Here is a 21,956-nt window from a genome sequence, read left to right as displayed (position 1 = left end):
TGCCCTTCATCTTGAACTCACCACCTTGTCCACTATACCGTACTCTTTTGCCTCTTCAGCACTCATGAAGAAATCTCTGTCTGTGTCTTTTTCTATCTTTTCTATCGGCTGGCCCGTGTGCTTGCTGAGAATCCTGTTGAGAAGATCCTTTATCCTCAGGAGCTCTCTTGTGATGATTTCAACGTCTTTTGCGGGACCTTCTGCTCCTCCGAGTGGTTGGTGAATCATGATCCTGGCGTTTGGAAGAGCATACCTTTTTCCTTTTGTTCCAGCTGCAAGAAGAACGGCTGCCATGGATGCGGCCTGTCCCACGCAGATGGTGGAAACGTCACACTTTATGTACTGCATCGTGTCGTAGATGGCAAGCCCTGCCGTTACGGACCCTCCGGGTGAGTTTATGTAAAGGTAGACATCCTTGTCAGGATCTTCTGCCTCCAGGAACAGAAGCTGCGCTATAACAAGATTTGCCACATGATCATCTATAGGAGATCCAAGAAAAACGATCCTGTCTTTCAAAAGCCTGGAAAAGATGTCGTACGCCCTTTCGTACCTTCCTGTGCTTTCAACAACTATGGGAACGTACTGATCAATTATCTCCTTTTTCCTCATCACTATCACCCTCTCCTCTGGGTTCAACTACCTTCACCGTCACCTCTTCGAGCAAAAGATCGAGCACCTTTCTCTTCAGTATTGCCCATCTCAGATCCTCTCTGAGATCTCTTCTTGACTTCACAAGTGATTTTGCACGTTCGGGAGAGATTCCCCAGAATGGTGCGAGTTCTTCTGCTTCCTTCTCAAGCTCTTCATCGCTCACATCTATGTTCCTCTCTTTTGCTATCACCTCTATCGCTCTGTCTCTTTTGATATCGTCCAGAATTCTCTTCTTCAGCTCTTCTTTCAGTTTTTCCTCGTTTTCGTAGGAACTCAAAATCTGATCGTACCTTCCTTCTCTCTTCAATCTGTTTATCGTCTCTTGAACGAGTAGATCGAGCGTTTTCTCAGAGATCTCTATCTCCACCACTTCCGGGAGCTTCTCCAGAAGTTGCTCTCGCATGCTTTCTTTCATTTCCACGTCGTATATGTCTTTTCCTTCTTTCTTCAGTTCTTCCTTCAGTTGTTCTAACGTCTCAAACTCGTTGTTCACCGTCCTGGCGAGTTCATCCCCAATCTCTGGGAGGGTCCGCTTGTACACTTCCTGCACCGTCAATCTATAGGTGTACTTTTTCCCCTCGTACTCTCTTTCTATTTCAACCACATCATCTTTCTTTTTTCCTACAAGGTCCTTCACAAACGGCCTGTCTTCCCCTTCTTTTATAACGTACTCGTACTCTCTGGTGGTGAGTTTCTTCCCTTCTTCGTTGTACACTTCCATGCTTATCCTGACAAGATCTCCTATTTCGGCAGGACCTTCCTTGGGTTCTAAAAGTGCATGTTTTTCCCTTAAGTCTTCGAGCCTTCTTTCAACGTACTTTTCCAATACCTTCTCTTCGTTAACCTTTTCAACTTCTATCTTCGAGACGTCTCCTATCTTCACCTCGGGCTCTTCGTGAACCTCAACCACGAACCTTGCCATGTCTTCTTTTATCTCTCTTTCCGTGACCACAGGAGCCACGATGAGATGTCTGTCCTTCAGGGTATCCGGTATGAGATCCATGAGAAAATCAAGAGTGTACTCTTGAAAGTCCTCACCGAGTCTCATCTTCAAGATGTTCTTTGGTACCCTTCCCTTCCTGAAACCAGGTATCTCCACTCTTTGATTCAGGTACCTGGTCGCTTTGTCCTCCGCCTCAAGCACTTCCTCCCTGTTGAATACGTACTCCAGCACGACCCGGTTCTTGTCTCTTTCGAGTTCCTTCACTTCCATCTTTAAGCATCCCTCCTGTCATGTTTTTTAACCTTTTCCAATGGTGTCTCCTCTAGTCCAGATGTTTTTCTGCAAGGAACCTTTGATGTTTCTGAGACTGGAAAGTTCCCGAAACAAACTGTCTTTCCTTTCATTGATGATCCTAAGTCTTTCTCTGTCCTTCTCAAGAATCTCAGATAGCTTTTCCACAGGAAGATTCTTCAGAAGCCTTTCTCTTTCTTTCAAAAGCGACTGAAGATGATCGTAATCCTCTTTTTCTATGGCTTCGTCTATCTTCTTCTCTATTTCATCCACGTCCATCGATCTCACACTCCGAAAGCAAGATATTCCCATATCTCACCAGCTGGCAGTGAAGCTCAGAAAGCCTCTTTTTCAAAGAAAAAGGTGGAATCAAAGTGTCTATTTCCCATCCCTCAGCGGATTTTCCAAGAACACAGAAATTCTCTCTGAGTACCTTTTCATCGCCTTCTACAATGATACCACCTTTTCTTTTTTCGAGTACAACGACCGCCACCACGAACCTGTCATGAGAGAGTGAAACGTGAACAAAGTTGAATTCACCAAAATCCCGATGTATCTTTACAACAGGCTTTCCTCCTGATTCTAGAAATTCCACATCCGTGAAACGGTAACCGTTCAATCCCGTTCCCAAAGCCTTGAAGAACGCTTCTTTGAGAGCGAATCTCCCTGCCACGAATTCTTTTTTGTTTCTCCTGGATCGAAAAATGTTCTTTTCATCTTCTCCCAAAACTCTTTCAGCAAGTCTTTCAGAAACCCTTTCGATCTCAAGAAAATCGACTCCGACACCAACGATCATGAGAGAATCACCGGAGGATCCACCACCAGTCCTCTTTTACCGTTCTTTTTCAACCTCAACAGAACAAGGGTAGCTGTCCTATCAATTTTACCATGAACAAAGCACATCCTCTTCGGCTCGAGACGATAGAGGATGAACTTTTCCAACCAGTCCATGAGATTTTCGGGAGAGAGAACATAAACCGCCGTTCCACCGTTTTTGAGGAAACGAAACGTTGCCCTCACAAAAGATTCGATGTCTGATTTTTCCAGGTTCCTTGTCGAAGATCTCAGAGGATAAGGGCTTTTGACTTTCGTGTGGTGTGGTGGGTTGGATACAACCATGTCAAAGGACTCAGGAGGAAATGAGCAGTTTTCCACAGAGACGTTCACGAAGGAAACTCTTCCCTCCAGACCGTTCAGAGAAATCCCCTGAACAGCTTTTTCATACAGCTTTTTCTCTTTTTCCACCCCCACCACTTCCACATCGTAGAGCTTTGCGAGAGCAAACCCCACCGTTCCTACACCACTCCCAAGTTCCAGAACCCTTTTCACACCTTTACCAGGTTTTGCGTACCAGACGAGGAGAGAAGAAGCGTGGGTAGGACGGTGGTGAGGACCCGCATCGACTATTTCCACACACCTGATGATATCAGGATCGAACCTCATAGAGACTCCAAAATTTCCCTCACCATCTTGTTCACAAGTTTTCCGTCTGCTCTTCCCTTCACCTTCGGCATGACAAGTTTCATGACCTTTCCGAGGTCCTTGGGAGAAGTGGCTCCTACTTCCTTTATTGCATCCATAACGATCTCCCTTACCTCTTCTTCCGAGAGCTGCTTTGGAAGGTAAGATTCTATGATTTCCAGTTCTTTTTTCTCCTTTTCAGCAAGATCTACTCTGCCATGCTTTTCGTACTCTTCGATCGCCTCTCTTCTTTTCTTTGCCTCCTTCATAAGAGCTTCCATCACTTCTTCGTCGCTGGCTTCTTTCATCTTCTCCACTTCGAGGTTTTTCAGCGTTGTGAGTATCATGCGAAGTGTGTTCACCTTTGTCATGTCTTTACTTTTCATCGCTTCCTTCAGATCCGCCATCAACTTCTCTTTCAAGGACATGACGAATACCTCCTCTCCAAAAGCCAAGACCCCGCAGAGCGGGGTCTCAGGAAATCACTCCTTTCATTATTCTCGCAAGTTCTACAAAGGATTCCTTCAAACTGGCTCCTCCTACCAGTCCACCATCGATGTCTCTTTGGATAATGAGTCCGAGGAAGTTATCTGGTTTTATGCTGCCACCGTAGAGTATTCTGATCGCCCTGGCCGTTTCATCGTCGTACATCTCAGCAAGAAGTTTCCTTATGAACGCGTGTACCTCCTGGGCTTGCTGTGGTGTCGCTACCTTTCCTGTTCCGATTGCCCACACGGGTTCATAGGCTATGACTACTTTCTGTGCTTCCTCTTTGCTGAGACCATGAAGACCTTCTCTCACCTGTTTTTCCACAACACAGAATGTGAGTCCCTTTTCTCTCTCTTCCAGAGTTTCACCCACACAGAATATCGGCGTCATTCCCTTCCCCAAAACAGCCTTGATCTTTCTGTTTATCAATTCATCATCTTCTTTGAAAATACGCCTTCTTTCGGAGTGTCCCACGATCACGTATTCAACGCCGATCTCTTTCAACATCACCGGTGACACTTCTCCTGTGAACGCTCCCTGGTCTTCGTAGAAAACGTTTTGAGCACCGAGTTTGATATTCCTTCCTGAGAGGATTTCTCCAACCTCAGATAATGCTGTGAAAGGTGGACAGACCACTATTTCGAACTCTTCCACATCGTACAGTTTGTTCAAAAGTAACGACACGAATTTCTTCGCTTCAGATATGGTCTTGTGCATCTTCCAGTTTCCAGCAAGGATCAATCTACGTCCTGTTTTTTTTTATCGGCGATGCTGACTATGCCAGGAAGTTCTTTTCCTTCGAGGAACTCAAGCGATGCTCCTCCACCCGTTGAAACGTGTGAGAATTTGTCTTCGAGTCCGAACTTGTTCACGGCAGCAGCGCTGTCTCCTCCTCCGACGACCGTGGTGGCTCCCTTTTCAGTGAGAGAAGCAATGGCGAGTGCTATCTGCTTTGTTCCCTCGGCGAAGTCGTCGATTTCAAAGACTCCCATAGGACCATTCCAGACCACGGTCTTTGCATCGGAGAGTTTCTGTTTGAAAAGTTCCACCGTCTCAGGTCCTATATCGAGTCCCATCCATCCTTCAGGAATACCATCGTCTATCCTGACAACTTTCTTTTCTACACCCGGCTCGATCTTCTGCGCGATGACGGCATCAACGGGAAGAACGATTTCGACTCCTTTTTCTTTTGCTTTGTCGAGAAGCTCTTTTGCAAGATCAAGTTTGTCTTCCTCGTACTTTGAGGATCCTATCTGTTTTCCAAGGGCCTTCAGGAACGTGAACATCATGGCACCACCAATGAGGATCCTGTCAGCCTTTTCCATGAGGTTCGTGATGACTCCGATCTTGTCGGAAACCTTTGCTCCACCGAGGACTACTACGTAGGGCTTTTCAGGGTTGTACGTCACTTTGGAGAGAAACTTTATCTCTTTTTCCATGAGGAAGCCCGCAACACTGGGTATGAACTGAGCTATTCCAACGTTAGAAGCATGAGCCCTGTGGGCCGTTCCAAAAGCATCGTTCACGTGAATATCCGCAAGACTTGCCCAGAACTTTGCAAGTTCAGGATCGTTCTTGGTCTCTCCGGGATGGAATCTGGTGTTTTCGAGGAGAAGGACTTCGCCTTCCTTCAGCTCCTCTACTGCCTTCTTCACTTCATCGCCGACGACCGCCGGAACGAACTTCACTTCTTTGCCGAGAAGCTCAGAAAGTCTTTTTGCAACAGGCTCAAGGCTGAATTCAGGCAAAAGTTGACCCTTTGGCCTTCCAAGGTGGGAAAGAAGAATCACCTTTGCACCCTGATCGAGTACGTATTTTATCGTTGGGAGAGCTGCCCTTATTCTCGTATCATCCTGAACAACACCATCTTTTACAGGAACATTGAAATCAACTCTCATGATAACCCTTTTTCCTTTCAAATCGACGTCCCTTACGGTCATCTTTTCCATGATTACACCCCCTTGTTCGAGTGTGGAAAGGGCGGGAACACCCGCCCTGAATCACATCTTGAGGAGAAGTTCAAGGGTGTCGACGACTCTGTTGCTGTATCCGTACTCGTTGTCGTACCAGGAAGCAACCTTCACGAGTTTTCCACCGATGACGTTGGTGAGTGTGGCATCGAAGATTCCAGAGAACGTCGTTCCGATGATATCGCTGCTCACGATGGGATCTTCGTTGTATCCGATGATTCCCTTGAGTCTACCTTCGGTAGCTTCTTTCATGACGGCGTTCACTTCTTCGATTGTCGTTTCCTTCTCAACGAGAACTGTGAGATCCGTGATGGATCCATCGGGAGTCGGCACCCTGAGAGCGATTCCGTCAAGCTTACCTTTAACTTCCGGAACTACGAGAGCCACAGCCTTTGCTGCACCGGTGGTGGTGGGAATGATGTTCACCGCAGCAGCCCTGGCCCTTCTCAGATCCTTGTGTGGAAGGTCGAGCACCCTCTGGTCGTTCGTGTAGGAGTGAACGGTTGTGAGCATTCCACTGACGATACCGAATTTTTCTTGGAGAACCTTCACAATAGGTGCGATGGAGTTCGTTGTACAGGACGCACAGGAGATGATCTTGTGTTCAGGCTTCAGCTGGTCTTCGTTACAGCCAATGACGACCGTGATGTCTTCACCCTTTGCAGGGGCTGTGATTATGACCTTCTTTGCACCAGCCTGAAGGTGAAGTTCTGCCTTCTCCCTGTTTCTGAACACACCTGTGGATTCGATGACGAAATCAACTCCAAGATCCTTCCATGGGAGTTTAGAAGGATCTGGTTCTGCAAAGACCTTGATCTCCTTTCCATCGACGATCAAAGAGTTCTCAGTGTACTCAACTTTTCCCGGGAACTTTTTGTGAACGGAGTCGTACTTGAGAAGGTGTGCAAGCGTTTTGGTGTCCGTCAAATCGTTGATGGCCACCACTTCGATGTCAGGGTTCTTTCTTTCGTAGATGATCCTGTAGACCAGCCTTCCTATTCTACCGAAACCGTTAATAGCCACTCTTGCCATGCTCTTTCCCTCCTTCTTACATTAATCCTGGTATTCCAAACTGCTGAGTGATTTTGCTCATTTCTTCCTCTCGACGTTTTTCAATCTTCTCCATGATCTCATTCACGGCGGCTGCAAGGAGATCTTTCAACGTCTCAAGATCTTCCTTCAGATCTTCATCGATCTCTATTTCCTTTACCCTGCGATCACACGTTGCCACGATCCTGATGGCACCACCTCCAACGGAGGCTTCCACTTCCATTTCAGAAAAATTCTCCTCCAGTTCCTGCATCTTCCTCTGCAGTTCCTCCTGCATCTTCACAAAATCCTTCAGGAGTTTTTCCTGCTTTCCCCCACCTAGACTCTTTCCACCGAAACTTTTGATCTTTTTCAAACTATCCCTCCTGTTCGAAGAGTTTCAAGATCTTTTGAGAGACCTTTTCCACCGTCTCTTCTTTTCCCATCAGTCGAAGTTCTACTTCGACCCTCTTTCCCAGCTTCTTTGAGAAGAGATCTTCAAGCTCAGGAAGCTTTTTCTTCATGAGTTCATAGTGCATCGCTTTGGAAGAATCGAACGTCACAACGACCTTTCCATCTTTGAAACTCACCTCGGAAAGGCTGAGCGCGACGAATATGGAAAGGTCCCCCTTTTCTTTCAACTCTTCCATCAACTCTTTGAAACGTTCTTCGAACCCGATATCTTTTCCCTTTTCTTCTCTCGTCGCGCTTTCCTGAGAACTACTTTGAACGTTATCAGCGTTGCTTGCTTTCGTTTTTTCCGGTACCTTTTCACCAGAAATCCTCGTGGATATGTAAGCGGATCCCACTCTACATACAAGCCGTTTTTCCTCAGCGAATTTTATCTCCCGAAGAAGATTGAGAAGCTGCCTCGAAACCTGAACGATCTCGGACGTTGAAGCATTGTAAACCCTTCTTTCTCTTTCCAGATCGTCTATCAGGTCTTCAACGGCTTCCTGAATAAGCACCTCGTAGTCCTTACCGCTGTAGTAAACATCGTCCAGTACGGTGAAGACCTTCTTCACATCACCCGATAAAATGGCGTTTACGTAGTCTCTTACCATCTGAATTGGAATCAACCCAAGAGCCCTGTGAACCGTCTCAATATCGATCCTTCCCTCCGAAAACTTCCAGACCTGCTCCAGCATGGTGAGAGCATCCCTCATTCCACCAGCCGCCCGCTTGGCTATGAACCTCAGTGCTTCATCGTCGATGTCTATTCCCTCGGCTTTAGCTACTTCTTGGAGTCTCTTTTCTATGAGTTCGTCAGGTATATTTCTGAACTCAAAGACCTGACATCTGGAGATTATCGTTGGAGGAACTTTTTCCAGATTGGTGGTTGCAAGAACGAACACAACGTGGGAAGGAGGTTCTTCCAGGGTTTTCAGCAGAGCATTGAAGGCTTCTTTCGTAAGCATATGCACTTCGTCTATTATGTAAACCTTGTACTTTCCCTCCATCGGTCTGTAACCCACGGCATCTCTTATTCTTCTGATCTCGTCTATTCCCCTGTTCGATGCCGCGTCGAGTTCTATGACGTCCATGAACGTTCCCTCATCGATCTCCCTGCATGACCTGCACCTGTTGCACGGTTCAACGCCTTCTCTGTTCTCACAGTTCAGAGACTTTGCTAGAATCCTCGCAAGTGTTGTCTTTCCCGTCCCCCTGGGTCCAGCGAATATGTATCCATGGGCTACACTGTTTTTCTGTATCGCCCCGATTATCGCCTTCTTCACATGATCCTGATTCACCACTTCCGAAAATGTCTTTGGCCTGTACTTTCTGTAGAGAACCTCCATAAAATCACCTCATGCTATAATCGAACTGTATCCAGCACTATTATACCAGAGGGGATTTTAAAAGTGATTGAACAGAGGAGGAAGATCGTGAAAAAAATAACTATACTGGTTCTGGTGCTTGTTCTCATACCAGTCTTTCTGAGCACCACTCCCACCGAGAAGAGCATCTCCTTTCGGGAGATAAACACCATCACTGTGAAAGAATGGTTCAAAGACCTGGTCAGATCGAGAAGGGCGTCCTACAGATTAAAAAGCGACGATGAATTCCTAGAAGACTTGTGGAAAACGATAAACGAAGTGGCACGTGAGACCAACATCGACCCGATTCTCCTTGTGTCGGTCATAGACGTGGAGAGCGATTTCAGAAACGTGATAGGGTTGTACGGTGAACTGGGGATGATGCAGATCAAAAAAGAGACCGCCGAGATGGTGGCAGACATCTACAATCTGGAACCTCCGGAATCTGACTGGACGGAACTCATCTGGAATTATCGACTGAACATAAAGTACGGTGCCCACTATCTGAAGTATCTGTACGACAGGTTCAACGATCTCAGGCTTGCACTCGAGTATTACAACGGTGGAAACAGAAGGAAGACGTACGCAAAAAAGATTCTTGAAACATACGAGCGTTTCAAGAAAGAACTCGGAATTTAAACCTTCGTATAAATCTTCCCGGAAGAGTCCTGAATCACTCGCAGAGTTAAACCTTCCACTTCCAGTTCTTCGAGCTTTTTTCCATCCGGTGTTTTGTAGACAACCTTTCTGCTTCCCTTCAACTCCTCAAGGGGTTCAAAAATGACCCTGGAAAATCTTTTCGCAACGGGGAAGTTGGTCCTTTCATTCAAGATGACTCCACTTACCCCCATCAGAAAGAGTTTTTCCAGTACTTCTTCGATGACCTCCTGGAAAAGGAATTTGTTCTTGTCGAACCTTCCCACGACCGCTATCTCTCCTGTCAGGTCGTAGAGTTTTATTCCCTCGGACTTTTCGTACCTTTCAATGACGTCAACAACTTCTTTGTCCATAACCACTATCTTTCCGATGTAATGAACCACGTCTCCACTCGTCAATCGCCTTACAACGTTCAGCGAAACGGGATACCTCAGGACAATTTTCAAGAAGATCACCTCACAATCATCCAGACGAACTCGTCTATGAACGTCACAAAAGGATTCATCACAAGCGGTATGATCCATAACACGAGCAGTGCTATCATGAAGAGTATCCCATACACTTCGTATTTTATGAGCCATTCCATGTATCTATCTGGAAGCAAAGAGGCAAGAATCCTGCTTCCATCTAAAGGTGGAATAGGAAAAAGCGAAAAGAGAGCGTAGGTGAGGTTGTACTTAGCAGCCTTCACCATGAAAAACCACCAGAAACTTTTCTCGGACATCTTCGAAGCCAGATACCCACAGAGAAAAAACAGCAGAAAACTCGTCAGAGGGCCGAGGATAGATATCTTCAGAAGGTCTTTCTTTTTGTTCTTCAACTTCCAGTAGCGAACCGGAACAGGCCTGGACCATCCGAATTCGAACAAAATGAAAGAAATCGTCCCAACTGGATCAAGATGAACGAAGGGATTCAAAGACAGCCTCCCGGCTTGTTTTGGAGTGGGATCTCCGAGTCTGTAGGCTACGAGTCCCTTAACATATTCTCTTGGCGTTGCAACGATGAGAACAGCAAGAAACCCTGTTAAAATGTTGCTCAGTGTTGGTGCAACCATCCTCATGAACTACCATCTCCTCAGTGTGTCTTTCAGAAATTCCTTCATCTCCACGGCGTCTTTTTTTAACTTCTCTTTCAGGCTCAATCTTTTCTTCAAAACTGTGGATACCTTGAGCGATATTTCAAGGGGATCTCTTTTTGAAAAAAAGAAATCCTCCTTTGTGTACCTTCTGAAAAACCTTCTTGCCTTCTGACAATCAACGATGACGAAGGGAATTTCAAAGCAGGCAGCAACGAGTGCAGGGTGAAACCTTTCGGTGATGACGATCGATGAACTCTTTATCTCCTCGAGCACGTTACCCCCTGTTCTGAGTGGAGGAAGGTATTGGCAGTCTTTCGAGAAAGCACTCAAAAGAACGAAATCCTCTATTCCGTGATCTCTCAAGTTTTTCAAAACAAAGGACACATCCAGAGGTTTTTTCAAAAAGAAAACGGCTTTGTTCTCTTTTCTTTCCTCTGTCTCATTGTTCATGAGATAGAGTATCGAAGGGTCTGTTCCAAGCCACGCGTTTCCCCCGAGTACCCTCACGTACCTGTAGGAGACAGGGTCTCTTGCTATGAAGGTCACATTTTTGTGAGTCACCACCTCGTGAACGAGTCTTTTCGAAACACTTCTTCTCACAGGCCCTATACTGTTTCCAAAGAAAATGAGGGGTTTTTTCATGAGAAGTGACATCCTGGACAGATAGTAATAGTAAAGGATACTTCTAAAACTCGTCACGTCCTGAAACAGTCCCCCTCCACCTGCCATTGAAATCTGCGATCTTCTCAGAAGAGATACCAGTTTTGGGGAAAATCTTCCCACCGATGTTACTCCCATCGATCTCTTCCCATTCGGAAGGGGAGTGTATATGGTCCCAAAATCCAGCTCTTTCAAAAGATCCACACACGCTCTGAACATGATCTCGTCTCCGAAGTTACCAAAGCCATAATATCCCCACAGAAAGGCAGTTGCCAAGGAAAATCACCTCATTCTGTAGAAGAATACTCTTGGAGAATTATACTACACGAGGTGAAAGAATGATAACGAACCTCTCAGACAATGTTTTCATAATAGGTACCGGAACTTCTTCAAACAGTGTTCTTGTGTGTGGAAAAAAAGTGTGCATCCTCATCGACACGACTCTTTTTCCAGAAAAAGCAAGAAAAATCGAAGAGTTCGCACGAGAGATGTTGAAGAAGGAGATCGTCGCCGCTTTCAACACCCATTACCACCCGGATCACACCTTTGGGAACGAAATCTTTGAGAGGATAATCGCCCACTCTTTGACCAGAGAGTCTCTGAGCAAGGTGGATGAAGAATACATGGAAAGAATCGGTGTGAAAGTGTCCATAAAACTTCCATCGGAAACGTTCAGCGACAGAAAGCTTTACAGATTTGGAGACATCACCGTGGAGGCTGTTCACCTGGGGGGCCATACACCGGATTCTTCCATTTTCATTTTGAAAAACGAAAAGATCGTCGTGTGCGGAGACCTGCTCACCACGGGAATCCATGCCGAGATAGTGCCAGACAGTGATCTGTCGACGTGGATATCGGCACTGGAAGAGATAGAAAAAACAGGTGCCCATTACTGTGTTCCAGGACACGGAAGGGTGGGAACGCTTCAGGATGTGAAAGAGATGAAAGACTACATCGCAAAAATTCTCCGTCTCAAGAAAGGTAGTATTCCCCATTCGGAATTGCTGAGAGATCCAAACTTTCTCTCACGCGAACATCCAGAACTTCTGGAATGGGGAATTGAAAACATCATTCGTTGAGAAGTTCCAGCCTTTCCTTTGGACTCACGATCTCTGTTACCCTCACACCGAAGTTCTCATCTATCACAACGACCTCTCCACGGGCTATGAGTTTCCCGTTGACGAAGATGTCCACCGGCTCACCGGTGAGTTTGTCGAGTTCTATGATGGAGCCTGGTATCATCTCAAGAACACGTTTCAGTGTCATCTTTGTCCTTCCAAGTTCCACTGTCACCTTTAGAGGAATGTCAAGCAGCATCTCGAGCTTGTCCTGAGGAATCTCTACCTTAGCCGCTCCAGATGGTTTCAACTCCGAAAACTCCACCGGTTCGACCTTTACCTTCTTTTCATCTTTCTTTTCTTCTTTCTTTTCTTCAGTTTCTTCTTTATGCGCTTTGGCGAAGTACTCGTACATTTTCTTGACAAGGTCTGCTCCGATCACCTGGTAGAATTTGGATTTCGGAAGCCCTTCTATCTCGATCTCGAATTCCACAATGGCAACATCCTTTTCTGGATCGTCCACAACCGGTGGAAATTTCGTGTTGGGATCGTCGAAGTTCAGAATTTCAACCTTTGGAGGAGAGATGTTCACGGTTATCCCCAGAAGTTCCGAAAGAGAAGTTGCGGCACTTCCCATCATCTGATTCATGGCCTCTCCTATGGCGCTGAGTTTGATCTCATCGAGTTCCTCACTTTCCACCTCGCCACTTCCACCCATCATGAGATCAGCAATTGCAGCGACCAGACTTTTTTCCAGGACGAGAACGTTCAGCCCTTTCAATCCCTCGGTGTACTCTACACTCACAACCACTTTTTCGCCCTTGAAATCGCTTTTCACGTTCTTCATTTTTTCTTCACGAACCGTTGGAACGGTGATGTTGACGTTCCTTCCCAGAATCATAGAGAGCGTCGTTGCGGCACTTCCCATAGCGATGTTTCCAATTTCACCGATCATGTCCTTTTCTTCTGGTGTGAGAACACCTTCTGCTTCTCCACCGAGCAGCTTATCTATTTCCTCCTGAGAGAGAAATTCGTTCTCCGTCATTCTTCTTCACCTCCATTGGTGTACTCACCGGTGATCTTCACAGCGTACTTTCCCTTGAACTTTCCCGGAATTCCCCTGAACTTTGGCCTTCCTTCTACATCAACCCTTATCTCGTCTTTGTAATGGGTGTTGAGCCTTATCACATCGCCTTCCTGAAGATTCAGCACTTCCCTCAGAGTTAGATGGGCTTCCCCAATCACAGCCTGCACCGTCAGTGGAACGCTCTGAGAAACCACTTTGAGTTCCTCAACCCTTTCTTCGATCCTTTCTGGCTTTCTGCCCATCATCCAGAACCTGTTGGAAAGTTTTTCAAGGAAAGGTTCCAGAAGAGAGAAGGGCCAGCACACGTTGATGAAACTCGTGAACTCTCCCCAGGAAACAGAGGCGGTCACAAGAAGCACTATTTCGTTTGGAGGAACGATCTGAACAAACTGTGGGTTGGTTTCGATGTTTTCTATCGAAGGGATGAAATACTGAAAATCGCTCCACGCCTGAGCAAGAAGCGTGAGAATGTTCGTCACTTCTCTTCTCATTATGGAGGTTTCGATGTCAGTAGGGGTTCTGTTTGGAGGATTGTTCCCGGGACCTCCCATGATGATATCCAGTATGGTGTAGAAGAGATCGAGCCTCATCTCGAATATGGCACTGCCCTCGAACACGTCTCCTGTGAAGATGACGATGAAGGAGGGAATCATCACAGACCTTATGAACTCTTCATAGGTGAGCTGGTCGATGCTGATCTCTACGTCAACGAATGTTCTCAGCCTTCCAGAAAGGTACGTCGAAAGCGCTCTTCCAAAGTTCTCATGTATCATCTGGAACGTTCGAAGCTGCTCTTTAGAAAACTTGCTCGGCCTTTTGAAATCGTAAGGCTTGACCTTCTTCTCCTCTTCTTCTTTCAGAAGGTCTTCTTCTTTCAGTTCTCCTTTCATCAACGCTTCAATCAACTGGTTTATCTCTTCCTGACTGAGAACATCCGACATGTTCCCACCTCACTCGGTGGTCGCAAAGGCCTTTATATAAAGATAAACGTTCAAAACGCCGTATTTCTCTCTATCACCAACAAAACCAGTGATGGTGTTGACAGACTCTCTTATCTGTCTTTTCAGAAGTTCAAGCCCCGGAACTGTGCTCAGCTCGCTCTTTTCTTTGCTCAGAAATATCATCATGAGGGCATCCATGATTTCGTCTTCTTTCTCCGCAATGGCAGCTCTGCAAGCGTCACTACCAACGGTAAAGGAAAGAGAGTCTATTACAACAACATCCCTTCCACCTTTCAAGAGAAACGTCTTGTTCTCACCCGGCTGGATGAGAACTGCCTTTATCTCAACAGGAGTCGAAGGTGTGTTCTCACCCTGCCCGCCTTGATTCGTCCCAAGAAACATAGGGAGTAAAAAGTACACAGCGAGCGATACGATGAGCGGTATCACGATACTCATGATCAACGGCGAAATTCCCCGGCGTCTTGGTTCTTCTCTTCTTTCTTCTTCTGCCATCTTCTCACCTCACACCCTCTCTCTTTTTATGAGGATGTCTATTCTTCTGAACTCTCTTCTCAATCTCTCCAGTTCTTGTTGGTATCTTTCCTCCAGTTCTTTCATCTTCGCTTCCCACTCAGAGCGGGTGATCTCACCGTTTCTGAGTCTTTCGTTGAGCAAGGCTTTTTCCGCGTTTATTTCGTTTTCAAGGTCTCTCATTTTTTTCTTTATCTCTCTGTCTCCAAGACCTATCGGATAGAACCTGTCAGGGTTGTAAAAAAAGTCTATGTTGAAGCGTCCAAGTTTAATATCGGCAGCCCTTTCGATCATTCTCTTTTCCTTAAGCTCCGTCAGAAAAAAGTTCACCACACTTGCTGCCCTTGCACTCGAAAGATGCCAGTTGGAAACGTAAATGGAGTTTGGAAGAACGGGTCTATCGTCTGTGTAGCCAAAAATCTCCAGTACGTTCGTGGTGTGTTCTATGACGATCTGTCCTACCTTGGCCAAAAGCTCTTTCGCTTCAGCTGTGAGTCTTGCGCTTCCTGTCTCGAAAAAAACCATGTCTTTCAGAACTATGAGAGTTCCCTCGTCTCTTTCTTCAACAGTGATCTTCCCTTTATACTCTTCGGACAATCTCATGAGTTCTTGATAGATACCTCTTTTCGAGGTGATCAAAGGTTCTTCGTTTATGCTTCTTCCCCCCATCAACACACTCGGTGGTTGCCCACTTAAAGCGATTCTGAGTCCCACCGCCACCTGTTGAAACTTACCGGGGCTGATGGTGGACATTGAAATCAGGGCCACAAAGAATGTGAGAAGGAGCGTCACCATATCTGAATAAGTGGTCATCCACTGTGGCGATCCCTTTTGCTCTTCCTTCTTCTTTGCCATCACGCAGCAGCCTCCTGAGAGGCAGCCTCGTAGGCTCTTTTCTCTTTCTCAGGCAAGAAGGATTTTAACTTCTCTTCCAATATCCTCGGGTTCTCTCCCGCCTGAATCGAAAGAACCGCCTCCAGTATCATCCTCTTTTCCATGACAAGAATGTCTCTTCTTTTTTTGATCTTCTCCGCCATGGGAAGAAACACACCGTTTGCCAGAACGGCACCGTAGAGTGTCGTTATGAGAGCCACAGCCATAGAAGGCCCCAGCGTTTCCGGGTTGTTCAAAGACTTCAACATCTGAATGAGCCCTATCAACGTTCCTATCATACCGAACGCCGGAGCGTAGGCACCCGCTGACTCCAGGACAGCCCTTTCTCCATCGAGTTCTTCCTCAAAGAGTTCAAGCTCTGTTTCCATCATGTTTTTCAAAAGATCAGGATCCGTTCCATCGACCACAAGTTGCAACGCTTTCTTCATGAATGGATCCTCGATACTTTCAAGGTTTTCCTCCAGAGAGAGAAGTCCTTCCCTTCGTGCCTTCTCCGAGAAGGAAACCATCGTCTGTATGAGCGAGGTGTGATCTATCTTTGGTTCTTTCAACGTAGAGAGCATGATGTTCACGATCTTAAAAGCTTTGTCTCTGGGATGAGCCACCATCGTGGCTGCTATGGAACCAACGACGGTTATGAAGAGTGAAGGTATGTTTATGAAAGCTGCAAAATCTCCTCCACCTGTTGCAATTCCTATGAAAAGAGCCGCTATCACAAGAACCAACCCTATCAGGGTTGCAAGATCCATGAGATCACCTGCCCTGATCTTTCCACCAATTGAAGATCTTTCTCTTGTATTCTATCACCCTCTGAACAACCTCTTCCACGGATTCTTTCACGATGTACTTTCTACCGTTCACAAGGGTGATCGTTGTGTCAGGCAGTGCTTCAACGGTTTCTATAAGATCAGCGTTCAGAACAAACCATTTACCGTCGATCTTTGTGAGTTTGATCATTTCTCATCATCTCTTGATGTTCACAAGTTCGTTCAAGATCTGATCTGCCGTGGTAATGACACGTGCGTTTGCCTGGAATCCTCTCTGTGCAACTATCATTTTGGTGAACTCTTCTGCAAGGTCCACGTTTGACATCTCGAGAGCTCCGGGAATCAAGGTTCCTCTTCCACCGCTTCCGGGTGCTCCTATTTTAGGAACACCACTGTTAGAAGACACAGCGTACAGAGAATTTCCAACTTCCATCAAACCTGCAGGATTGTTGAACACCGCAAGGGCGATCTGTCCAAGAACGTCTGTGAGTCCGTTACTGAATGTTCCGATGATCTCGCCTTGCTCGTTTATAGCAAATGACTCAAGAACTCCCATGGGGTTTCCGTCCTGCCACGGGATGTTCACGGTGCTGTCACCGGAGAACTGAGTGATCCCGGAAAGGTCCGCTGTTATTGTAACCACACCGTCACCACTCTGACCCGTGTCGAACTGGATCGTTCGAAGTTCATCGCTGCTGAGTTCGTAGGAAGAAGAGCTGGAATCGTAGTAGAGACCCCTGTACTGAACAGGTCTTCCAGATTCGTCAAATTCTACAAGACCTGCGATATAACTATCGCTTCCCACACCAGTGCTTCCATTCTCGTCAACAAGAGATACAGGTTCTCCGCTTGCCGTGTACGCTCTCCAAATCCATGCATTCTTGAAAGACTCAGATCCTATGCTTGTGTTTCCAAGCCTGACGAACTCGTAGTAGACGGTGTACGCGTTTCCAAGAGAATCGTAAACCTGAACGGCGGTGGTGTACCTCGGAGAAGTGTAATCAACCTGAACGAAGTTCGTTGGATTGTCCGCCTCGTAGAACCTGGGTTCACCAGAAGTAGGGATGACAAGTTCAGCACCGTTTTCTACCGGAAGAGAGGTGATTGTAGAGGTAATAGGTGTCGGTGGAAAAAGTATCACCGTGTAATCGTTCCCGGAAGTTATATCGGGATCGGAAATTGTAAAGCTACCACCCGAAACGTTTACCGTACCGTTGTAAATGATGTTTCCTGAAGAGTCTAAAACTATTCCCTGATAGGTGCCATCCGAAAGTGATGTGCTTCCTGTTATGCTTCCGTCGGTAGAAGCTGTTATAACTTGGGATTCAGCGTATATTCCAGCCTCTTCTACTCTTCCAAATTCGTTGAACACCATGTAACCACTCACGTCTGCAGTTCCATCGTTGTTGATGTCAATTCTCATCGTGTATCTCTGGGAGGAGCTGAAGGGATCTGCTCCAAGGTCGCCAGCTGTCTTTTCAAACCACACTCTAACGTCATGATCAACACCACTGTCATCTGTCAAGGTTATGGTGAAAGAATCTGGTCCCACATTGGAATTTAAATTCCCTTCAAATCTCACGTTCGATGTTTTCTTTGCAGGCATCGTCATTCCAGCACTGATAACAAGATCTCCAATTGGCCTGTTGGTATCTATGTATCTTTCACCTGTTTCAGGATCCTGAACGGCCGTCCACCCCTGAACCTTGTAGCCGGTAGAGGTCTGAATCAGATTTCCATTGCTGTCCAGTGTGAACGCCCCCGCTCTTGTGTAATAGTAGGCGTTGCCATCGGATACGATGAAGAAACCATCGCCCTGTATGGCAAGATCTGTCTTCACACCCGTGTTCTGGAAAGATCCCTGGGTCATGATTTTGTCGATACTTGCTACCTGAGATCCAAGACCGATCTGCATGGGATTGGTTCCACCCACACTTTCCTGTGGGGCTCTACCCGCCTTGATCGTTTGGGCAAGCATCGTCTCGAAGTTCACTCTCGATGCTTTGAAACCCACCGTGTTCACATTGGAGATGTTGTTTCCCACAACGTCCATTGCAACCTGGAAGTTCTTGAGTCCTGTGATACCGCTGTAGAGAGATCTCATCATCACACATCACCCTCCTGGGAGATCTCCAGAATGGAATCAACAGGATAGAGAGATCCGTTCACCAGGACAAACCCCTCACCGCTTTTTATCTGAACAGCCTCGACCACACCGCCTTCCATCCCTCCTATTTCCTCCAACCCACTCGAGGTAACTTTGTACACATGGTAGGTGTAAGTTCCATCTTTCACACTGACACCGTTATCGTCTCTGCCGTCCCACTGCCATCCATGAACGCCTGCTTCAACGCTTCCCAGGTCTTCTGTTCTCACCAGGTTGCCGTTTTCATCCAGGATCTGAATCACAACGTGTGCATCCTCGTCGAGGTTAAAAATGATACTATCTGCCTCACCGTCTTTTAAGTTCACCGTGTTGTTTTTCACCACGACGTATTTTCCTATCAGAGACGCAAGTTGAGCAGGGTTCACACTCGTCTGTATCTCAACAAAGTCTTTCACAGCGCTCGTAAGGTTTGTGATCTGCTCCAGGCTGGTCAGTTGTGACAGTTGTGAAATCATATCCTTCGTCTCCATTGGTTCCAGTGGATCTTGCATTTCCAGTTCTTGAAGGAGAAGTCTGAGGAAAGCATCTTTATCGAGTGTTTTGCTGGCAGTGGAATCTGTCCTCACACCCTGAAGTGTCGAGTAATAGATGTTTCCAAGATCGTATATCATGTCTTCACCCCCTCAATGAACTCCTCAAAAGAAACCCTTTCGTCACTGTGCCTTCTTTCATTTTTTTGCTCTCTGCGGCCATCCTTCGCACTCCCTTCGTTGTTTTCCTGGTAAAGATAGTCATCTTCTTCTCTTTCAACGTAGACCTGTGCGTTCAGGCCTTTTTCGTTGAACCGATCCACCAGTTTTGGTATCTCGTGCTCAAGAATGTGCTTTGCTTCTTCTGTTTGCACCTTGAACACGATTTTCAGTTCGTTGTTTTCCTTTGTGATGGTGATCTCCAGTTTTCCAAGTTTTGGGGGTTCCAGGTCTATCGTTGCTCTTTCCTGCTTTTGAACGTACATCTTTTCCACTATCCTCGGTACACTCTGAAGATCCGTCCTTTTTACTTCTCTCAACGGATAAGCGCTTTTTGCCCTTTCACGGGTGATCATCTCCTGGACTCTTCCATCTGTTAATTCTCTAAAACTCATCAGTTTTCCTTTTTCTTCGTATTTCAAAGATATCTCCTTCAGATCTCTTTTCAGTTCGTTTCCTGGGCTGTCTTTTTCCTTCGATGTTTCACCACCCGACGGCTCCTTTACTATCTCGCTTTTTCCCTGAATTGAAGGCCTTCTGAACTCGCCGTGTTCAACGGAAGGCTGTTTTTCATTGCTTCTGGTTTTTATCTCAAGCGTGCTGATATCTTTCCCAGTTTCCATCAAACTGGTGATGATCTTTTCTTCCTTCACGTTTGTCACTCCTGCTTCCGGTGACTTCTGTTTCAAAATGTCATCTTGCTGGGGTGTTTCCTGAACCGCACTTTCTTTCTGATCTACAGGAATTTTCCCTGAGATCGTTCCTGCGATGGGCTCAACGGTTGCCTTTTCCTTTACAGGTATGAACGCTCTTTCAAAAACAGGGTGGGGGTTTTCTTTCACGCCGATTTCCACACCCTCAGGAGAGGTCTTCAAAATATGTTCTGTGCTCTGTACGGTTTTGTTCTGAAGCATTTTACTGTTTGGCAGGCTCTCGTTTGAAACGTGTGAGAAATCTTCTTCTGTTTCCTCTTTTTCGGAAATCATCTTTACTGATACAGCTTTTCCGATTGAATCATTTCGTGAAGTGCTCGCGTCAGAAACGCGTTTGAAATTTACTGATCCCTGAGTCAGAACATTATGTTCTCTTTTTCCCACCATACCTTCACTATCTGTTGTTCTAATTTCTTTGATCTCTTTTGCTACCGAGATATTCTTCTGACCAAGATCGTTTTTGAGAGGAAGATGAGAAACCCTTTTTTCTGATAACAGAACATCTTCAGGTTCAACTTCGCCAAAAGGAGCATTCCCTTTGGATCTCACGTTTTCTTTCATCGAAACAGAATCGGCAGGGATTTTCGTATCGAAAAGGCTTTTAATGTCATCAGGGATCTTCTTTGGAGATTCAGACACATGTACCGTCCCATCCTCGTTAACTCTCATGTTGCTGACCATTGTTTTTTTCAGAGAAGCAGATACATGAGTTCCATCATCGAAAAGAGGAATTCCATCCTCTGGATAACTTGTGAGATCGCGCTTGGTTTTTGAGATCTTTTTCGCATCTTCAGGAATTTCCGCGTCTGTGAAAGACGTATCTGGTTTGTCCTTTTCAGGCGCTTTCACCTTGTAATTGCGATCGGTGTGGTCGAAAAGAACAGAGTAACGAGAAAGCAGAGCGGTTGTTTCTTCTCCCTTTTGTTTCTTCTTCCCTTCTTTAGTAAAAACGAAAGGTTTTGATTGAACTTCTTTTTTCTCAGCAAGTACCTTCTTCTCGTCAAGAAGAACCGATAGAAATTCCTCTTTCTTTTCCTTTTGAAGTGTTCTCATCAGGTTGAGTAGACTCTCTTTCAGAAGCACTATCCTCACTCTTTCTCCTCCAGAAGTTCCATCGCGTTCTGTACGATGTACTGAACCAAGGCGGAAGCACGTTCCCTGTCCATCATGGAAAGGATGATCCTCAAAGTTTCGGGATCCACGTTTTCTTTCTTCAAAAACTCAACGGCCACATCAGGCGAGACGTTGTTCAGAGCATCCGCCACAACCTTCAGGTACGTCTCCCTTGAGAACAACTGCGTCTCCTTCTTCGTCATCTCCTCCATCGAACTCTTTGCCTGTTCCATGAGAGATTCCAGTCTTTCTATGGTGCTCTCCACTCCCACCATCATTTCCATAACCCTGGCAGCTTTCTGAGGATTCACACCCGAGAGGGCCTCCAGAAACTCACCAGCGTAGGTGGGATCTGACCTCTTGAATATCACTGCGAGTGTTTTGTCATCCACGTTGTTCAGAGTGTTTGCGAGGTTCCTTGGATCTGCGTTCAAAAGCACGTTTATGAGATCATCAACCTGCTTTTTGTAGGACTCCAGTCTGTTCTTTTCTTCGATCAACTGACTCTTCAGGGATTGAACTTCCTCGAGCGTTCTGTCGACGACTGTTTTCTGAGTCTCCAACACCTTCATCTTTTCTTCTATTTCCCTTTCTTTTCTGGTGAGTTCCTCTATCTTCTGCGTGTAGATCTCTATGTACCGCTGATAGATCCTGGAGTAGTACTCGGCAGGGTTTTCTGCCCTGAGCGGCTGGTAAGTAATTCTGTCTTTCAGGAAAGGCACCTTGGAGGCAAGAAACGCTATATAGCTCCTCCAGTCTTCGAAGGGAGACATCCTCCCACCGTACATCCTGTTGATCTCAAAAGAGATGTAGCCGTACATAAAGAGAATTATGAGAACAAGAAGTGTTACAAGAAAGGCCACGAAGAAACCTTTTCTTCTTCTAGGCAAAGTGCATCTACCTCCCTCGATTCCATACTTCTATGGAAACTCGCCGTTTTCCTATGAGAT

At 46.1% G+C, this 21,956-nt stretch carries 26 protein-coding genes; 2 read left to right on the top strand and 24 right to left on the bottom strand.

Annotated elements, in window-relative coordinates; translation table 11 throughout:
- Positions 1-6: 6 nt before the first annotated feature.
- Genes clpP through dnaX form a run of 11 tightly spaced genes read right to left on the bottom strand, consistent with a single transcriptional unit; the run spans position 7 to position 8,633 of the window.
- Positions 7-609: an ATP-dependent Clp endopeptidase proteolytic subunit ClpP gene (gene clpP / locus AS006_RS04265; protein WP_369819745.1), complete on the bottom strand. Its 603-nt coding sequence runs from the start codon at positions 607-609 to the stop codon at positions 7-9.
- A complete protein-coding gene (gene tig / locus AS006_RS04260) occupies positions 587-1,864 on the bottom strand; it encodes a trigger factor (RefSeq protein WP_101513111.1) in 1,278 nt (425 codons plus the stop codon). The genes clpP and tig overlap by 23 nt, the downstream gene beginning before the upstream one ends.
- 27 nt (positions 1,865-1,891) lie before the next feature.
- Positions 1,892-2,164: a flagellar protein FliT gene (locus AS006_RS04255; RefSeq protein WP_101513110.1), complete on the bottom strand. Its 273-nt coding sequence runs from the start codon at positions 2,162-2,164 to the stop codon at positions 1,892-1,894.
- A complete protein-coding gene (locus AS006_RS04250; protein WP_101513109.1) occupies positions 2,151-2,681 on the bottom strand; it encodes a holo-[acyl-carrier-protein] synthase in 531 nt (176 codons plus the stop codon). Before AS006_RS04250 ends, AS006_RS04255 begins: the two co-directional genes overlap by 14 nt.
- Complete coding sequence (locus AS006_RS04245; RefSeq protein WP_101513108.1) at positions 2,678-3,328, bottom strand: tRNA1(Val) (adenine(37)-N6)-methyltransferase; 651 nt, start codon at positions 3,326-3,328, stop codon at positions 2,678-2,680. Before AS006_RS04245 ends, AS006_RS04250 begins: the two co-directional genes overlap by 4 nt.
- A complete protein-coding gene (locus AS006_RS04240; RefSeq protein WP_101513107.1) occupies positions 3,325-3,774 on the bottom strand; it encodes a GatB/YqeY domain-containing protein in 450 nt (149 codons plus the stop codon). The genes AS006_RS04245 and AS006_RS04240 overlap by 4 nt, the downstream gene beginning before the upstream one ends.
- Positions 3,775-3,820: 46 nt before the next feature.
- Positions 3,821-4,552: a triose-phosphate isomerase gene (tpiA, locus tag AS006_RS04235; RefSeq protein WP_101513335.1), complete on the bottom strand. Its 732-nt coding sequence runs from the start codon at positions 4,550-4,552 to the stop codon at positions 3,821-3,823.
- A gap of 20 nt (positions 4,553-4,572) precedes the next feature.
- The gene (gene pgk / locus AS006_RS04230; protein ID WP_101513106.1) at positions 4,573-5,784 is read right to left on the bottom strand and encodes a phosphoglycerate kinase; all 1,212 of its coding nucleotides are present in this window, start codon (positions 5,782-5,784) and stop codon (positions 4,573-4,575) included.
- Positions 5,785-5,835: 51 nt separating this feature from the next.
- Positions 5,836-6,837 (bottom strand): type I glyceraldehyde-3-phosphate dehydrogenase, encoded by a 1,002-nt coding sequence (gene gap, locus AS006_RS04225; RefSeq protein WP_101513105.1) that lies wholly within the window; start codon positions 6,835-6,837, stop codon positions 5,836-5,838.
- A gap of 16 nt (positions 6,838-6,853) precedes the next feature.
- Positions 6,854-7,210 (bottom strand): YbaB/EbfC family nucleoid-associated protein, encoded by a 357-nt coding sequence (locus AS006_RS04220; protein ID WP_101513104.1) that lies wholly within the window; start codon positions 7,208-7,210, stop codon positions 6,854-6,856.
- A 1-nt stretch (position 7,211) separates the two neighbouring features.
- The gene (dnaX, locus tag AS006_RS04215) at positions 7,212-8,633 is read right to left on the bottom strand and encodes a DNA polymerase III subunit gamma/tau (RefSeq protein WP_101513103.1); all 1,422 of its coding nucleotides are present in this window, start codon (positions 8,631-8,633) and stop codon (positions 7,212-7,214) included.
- Positions 8,634-8,720: 87 nt separating this feature from the next.
- On the opposite strand from dnaX, the gene AS006_RS04210 reads away from it, so the two are divergent.
- Positions 8,721-9,290, top strand: a complete 570-nt coding sequence (locus tag AS006_RS04210) for a transglycosylase SLT domain-containing protein (RefSeq protein WP_101513334.1) — start codon at positions 8,721-8,723, stop codon at positions 9,288-9,290.
- Here the strand turns inward: AS006_RS04210 and AS006_RS04205 are convergent.
- From AS006_RS04205 to csaB, 3 genes are read right to left on the bottom strand one after another with little or no spacing between them, the layout of a single operon-like run.
- Positions 9,287-9,763, bottom strand: a complete 477-nt coding sequence (locus tag AS006_RS04205; RefSeq protein WP_101513102.1) for a tartrate dehydratase — start codon at positions 9,761-9,763, stop codon at positions 9,287-9,289. The two genes, AS006_RS04210 and AS006_RS04205, sit on opposite strands and share 4 nt — an antisense overlap.
- Positions 9,760-10,368, bottom strand: coding sequence for a site-2 protease family protein (locus tag AS006_RS04200; protein ID WP_101513101.1), 609 nt, complete (start codon positions 10,366-10,368; stop codon positions 9,760-9,762). Before AS006_RS04200 ends, AS006_RS04205 begins: the two co-directional genes overlap by 4 nt.
- 3 nt (positions 10,369-10,371) lie before the next feature.
- Positions 10,372-11,322, bottom strand: a complete 951-nt coding sequence (gene csaB / locus AS006_RS04195) for a polysaccharide pyruvyl transferase CsaB (protein ID WP_101513100.1) — start codon at positions 11,320-11,322, stop codon at positions 10,372-10,374.
- Positions 11,323-11,384: 62 nt separating this feature from the next.
- On the opposite strand from csaB, the gene AS006_RS04190 reads away from it, so the two are divergent.
- The gene (locus AS006_RS04190; RefSeq protein ID WP_199167370.1) at positions 11,385-12,125 is read left to right on the top strand and encodes an MBL fold metallo-hydrolase; all 741 of its coding nucleotides are present in this window, start codon (positions 11,385-11,387) and stop codon (positions 12,123-12,125) included.
- On the opposite strand, the gene fliY is transcribed toward AS006_RS04190, so the two are convergent.
- Genes fliY through AS006_RS04140 form a run of 10 tightly spaced genes read right to left on the bottom strand, consistent with a single transcriptional unit; the run spans position 12,115 to position 21,896 of the window.
- Positions 12,115-13,149, bottom strand: coding sequence for a flagellar motor switch phosphatase FliY (gene fliY / locus AS006_RS04185; protein ID WP_101513098.1), 1,035 nt, complete (start codon positions 13,147-13,149; stop codon positions 12,115-12,117). The genes AS006_RS04190 and fliY overlap by 11 nt on opposite strands.
- The gene (fliM, locus tag AS006_RS04180) at positions 13,146-14,132 is read right to left on the bottom strand and encodes a flagellar motor switch protein FliM (RefSeq protein ID WP_101513097.1); all 987 of its coding nucleotides are present in this window, start codon (positions 14,130-14,132) and stop codon (positions 13,146-13,148) included. Before fliM ends, fliY begins: the two co-directional genes overlap by 4 nt.
- Before the next feature lie 9 nt (positions 14,133-14,141).
- Positions 14,142-14,645, bottom strand: a complete 504-nt coding sequence (gene fliL / locus AS006_RS04175) for a flagellar basal body-associated protein FliL (protein WP_101513096.1) — start codon at positions 14,643-14,645, stop codon at positions 14,142-14,144.
- A gap of 9 nt (positions 14,646-14,654) precedes the next feature.
- Positions 14,655-15,518 carry a flagellar motor protein MotB gene (locus tag AS006_RS04170; RefSeq protein ID WP_199167368.1) on the bottom strand — a complete coding sequence of 288 codons (864 nt, stop codon included), beginning with the start codon at positions 15,516-15,518 and terminating at the stop codon, positions 14,655-14,657.
- A complete protein-coding gene (locus tag AS006_RS04165; protein WP_101513094.1) occupies positions 15,518-16,306 on the bottom strand; it encodes a motility protein A in 789 nt (262 codons plus the stop codon). Before AS006_RS04165 ends, AS006_RS04170 begins: the two co-directional genes overlap by 1 nt.
- A gap of 4 nt (positions 16,307-16,310) precedes the next feature.
- Positions 16,311-16,514, bottom strand: coding sequence for a flagellar FlbD family protein (locus AS006_RS04160; RefSeq protein ID WP_101513093.1), 204 nt, complete (start codon positions 16,512-16,514; stop codon positions 16,311-16,313).
- A 6-nt stretch (positions 16,515-16,520) separates the two neighbouring features.
- Positions 16,521-18,431: a flagellar hook protein FlgE gene (locus AS006_RS04155; RefSeq protein WP_101513333.1), complete on the bottom strand. Its 1,911-nt coding sequence runs from the start codon at positions 18,429-18,431 to the stop codon at positions 16,521-16,523.
- Positions 18,431-19,102, bottom strand: coding sequence for a flagellar hook assembly protein FlgD (locus tag AS006_RS04150; protein WP_101513092.1), 672 nt, complete (start codon positions 19,100-19,102; stop codon positions 18,431-18,433). The genes AS006_RS04155 and AS006_RS04150 overlap by 1 nt, the downstream gene beginning before the upstream one ends.
- Entirely contained in the window at positions 19,099-20,985 is a 1,887-nt protein-coding gene (locus tag AS006_RS04145) for a flagellar hook-length control protein FliK (protein ID WP_101513091.1), read from the bottom strand. Before AS006_RS04145 ends, AS006_RS04150 begins: the two co-directional genes overlap by 4 nt.
- Positions 20,982-21,896, bottom strand: coding sequence for a MotE family protein (locus tag AS006_RS04140; protein WP_101513090.1), 915 nt, complete (start codon positions 21,894-21,896; stop codon positions 20,982-20,984). The genes AS006_RS04145 and AS006_RS04140 overlap by 4 nt, the downstream gene beginning before the upstream one ends.
- Positions 21,897-21,956: the final 60 nt, after the last annotated feature.

This window comes from Thermotoga sp. SG1 (assembly GCF_002865985.1).
Classification (GTDB): Bacteria; Thermotogota; Thermotogae; order Thermotogales; family Thermotogaceae; genus Thermotoga.
Note: the sequence above shows the minus strand (reverse complement) of the source record. Positions and strands in the feature narration are given on the sequence as shown.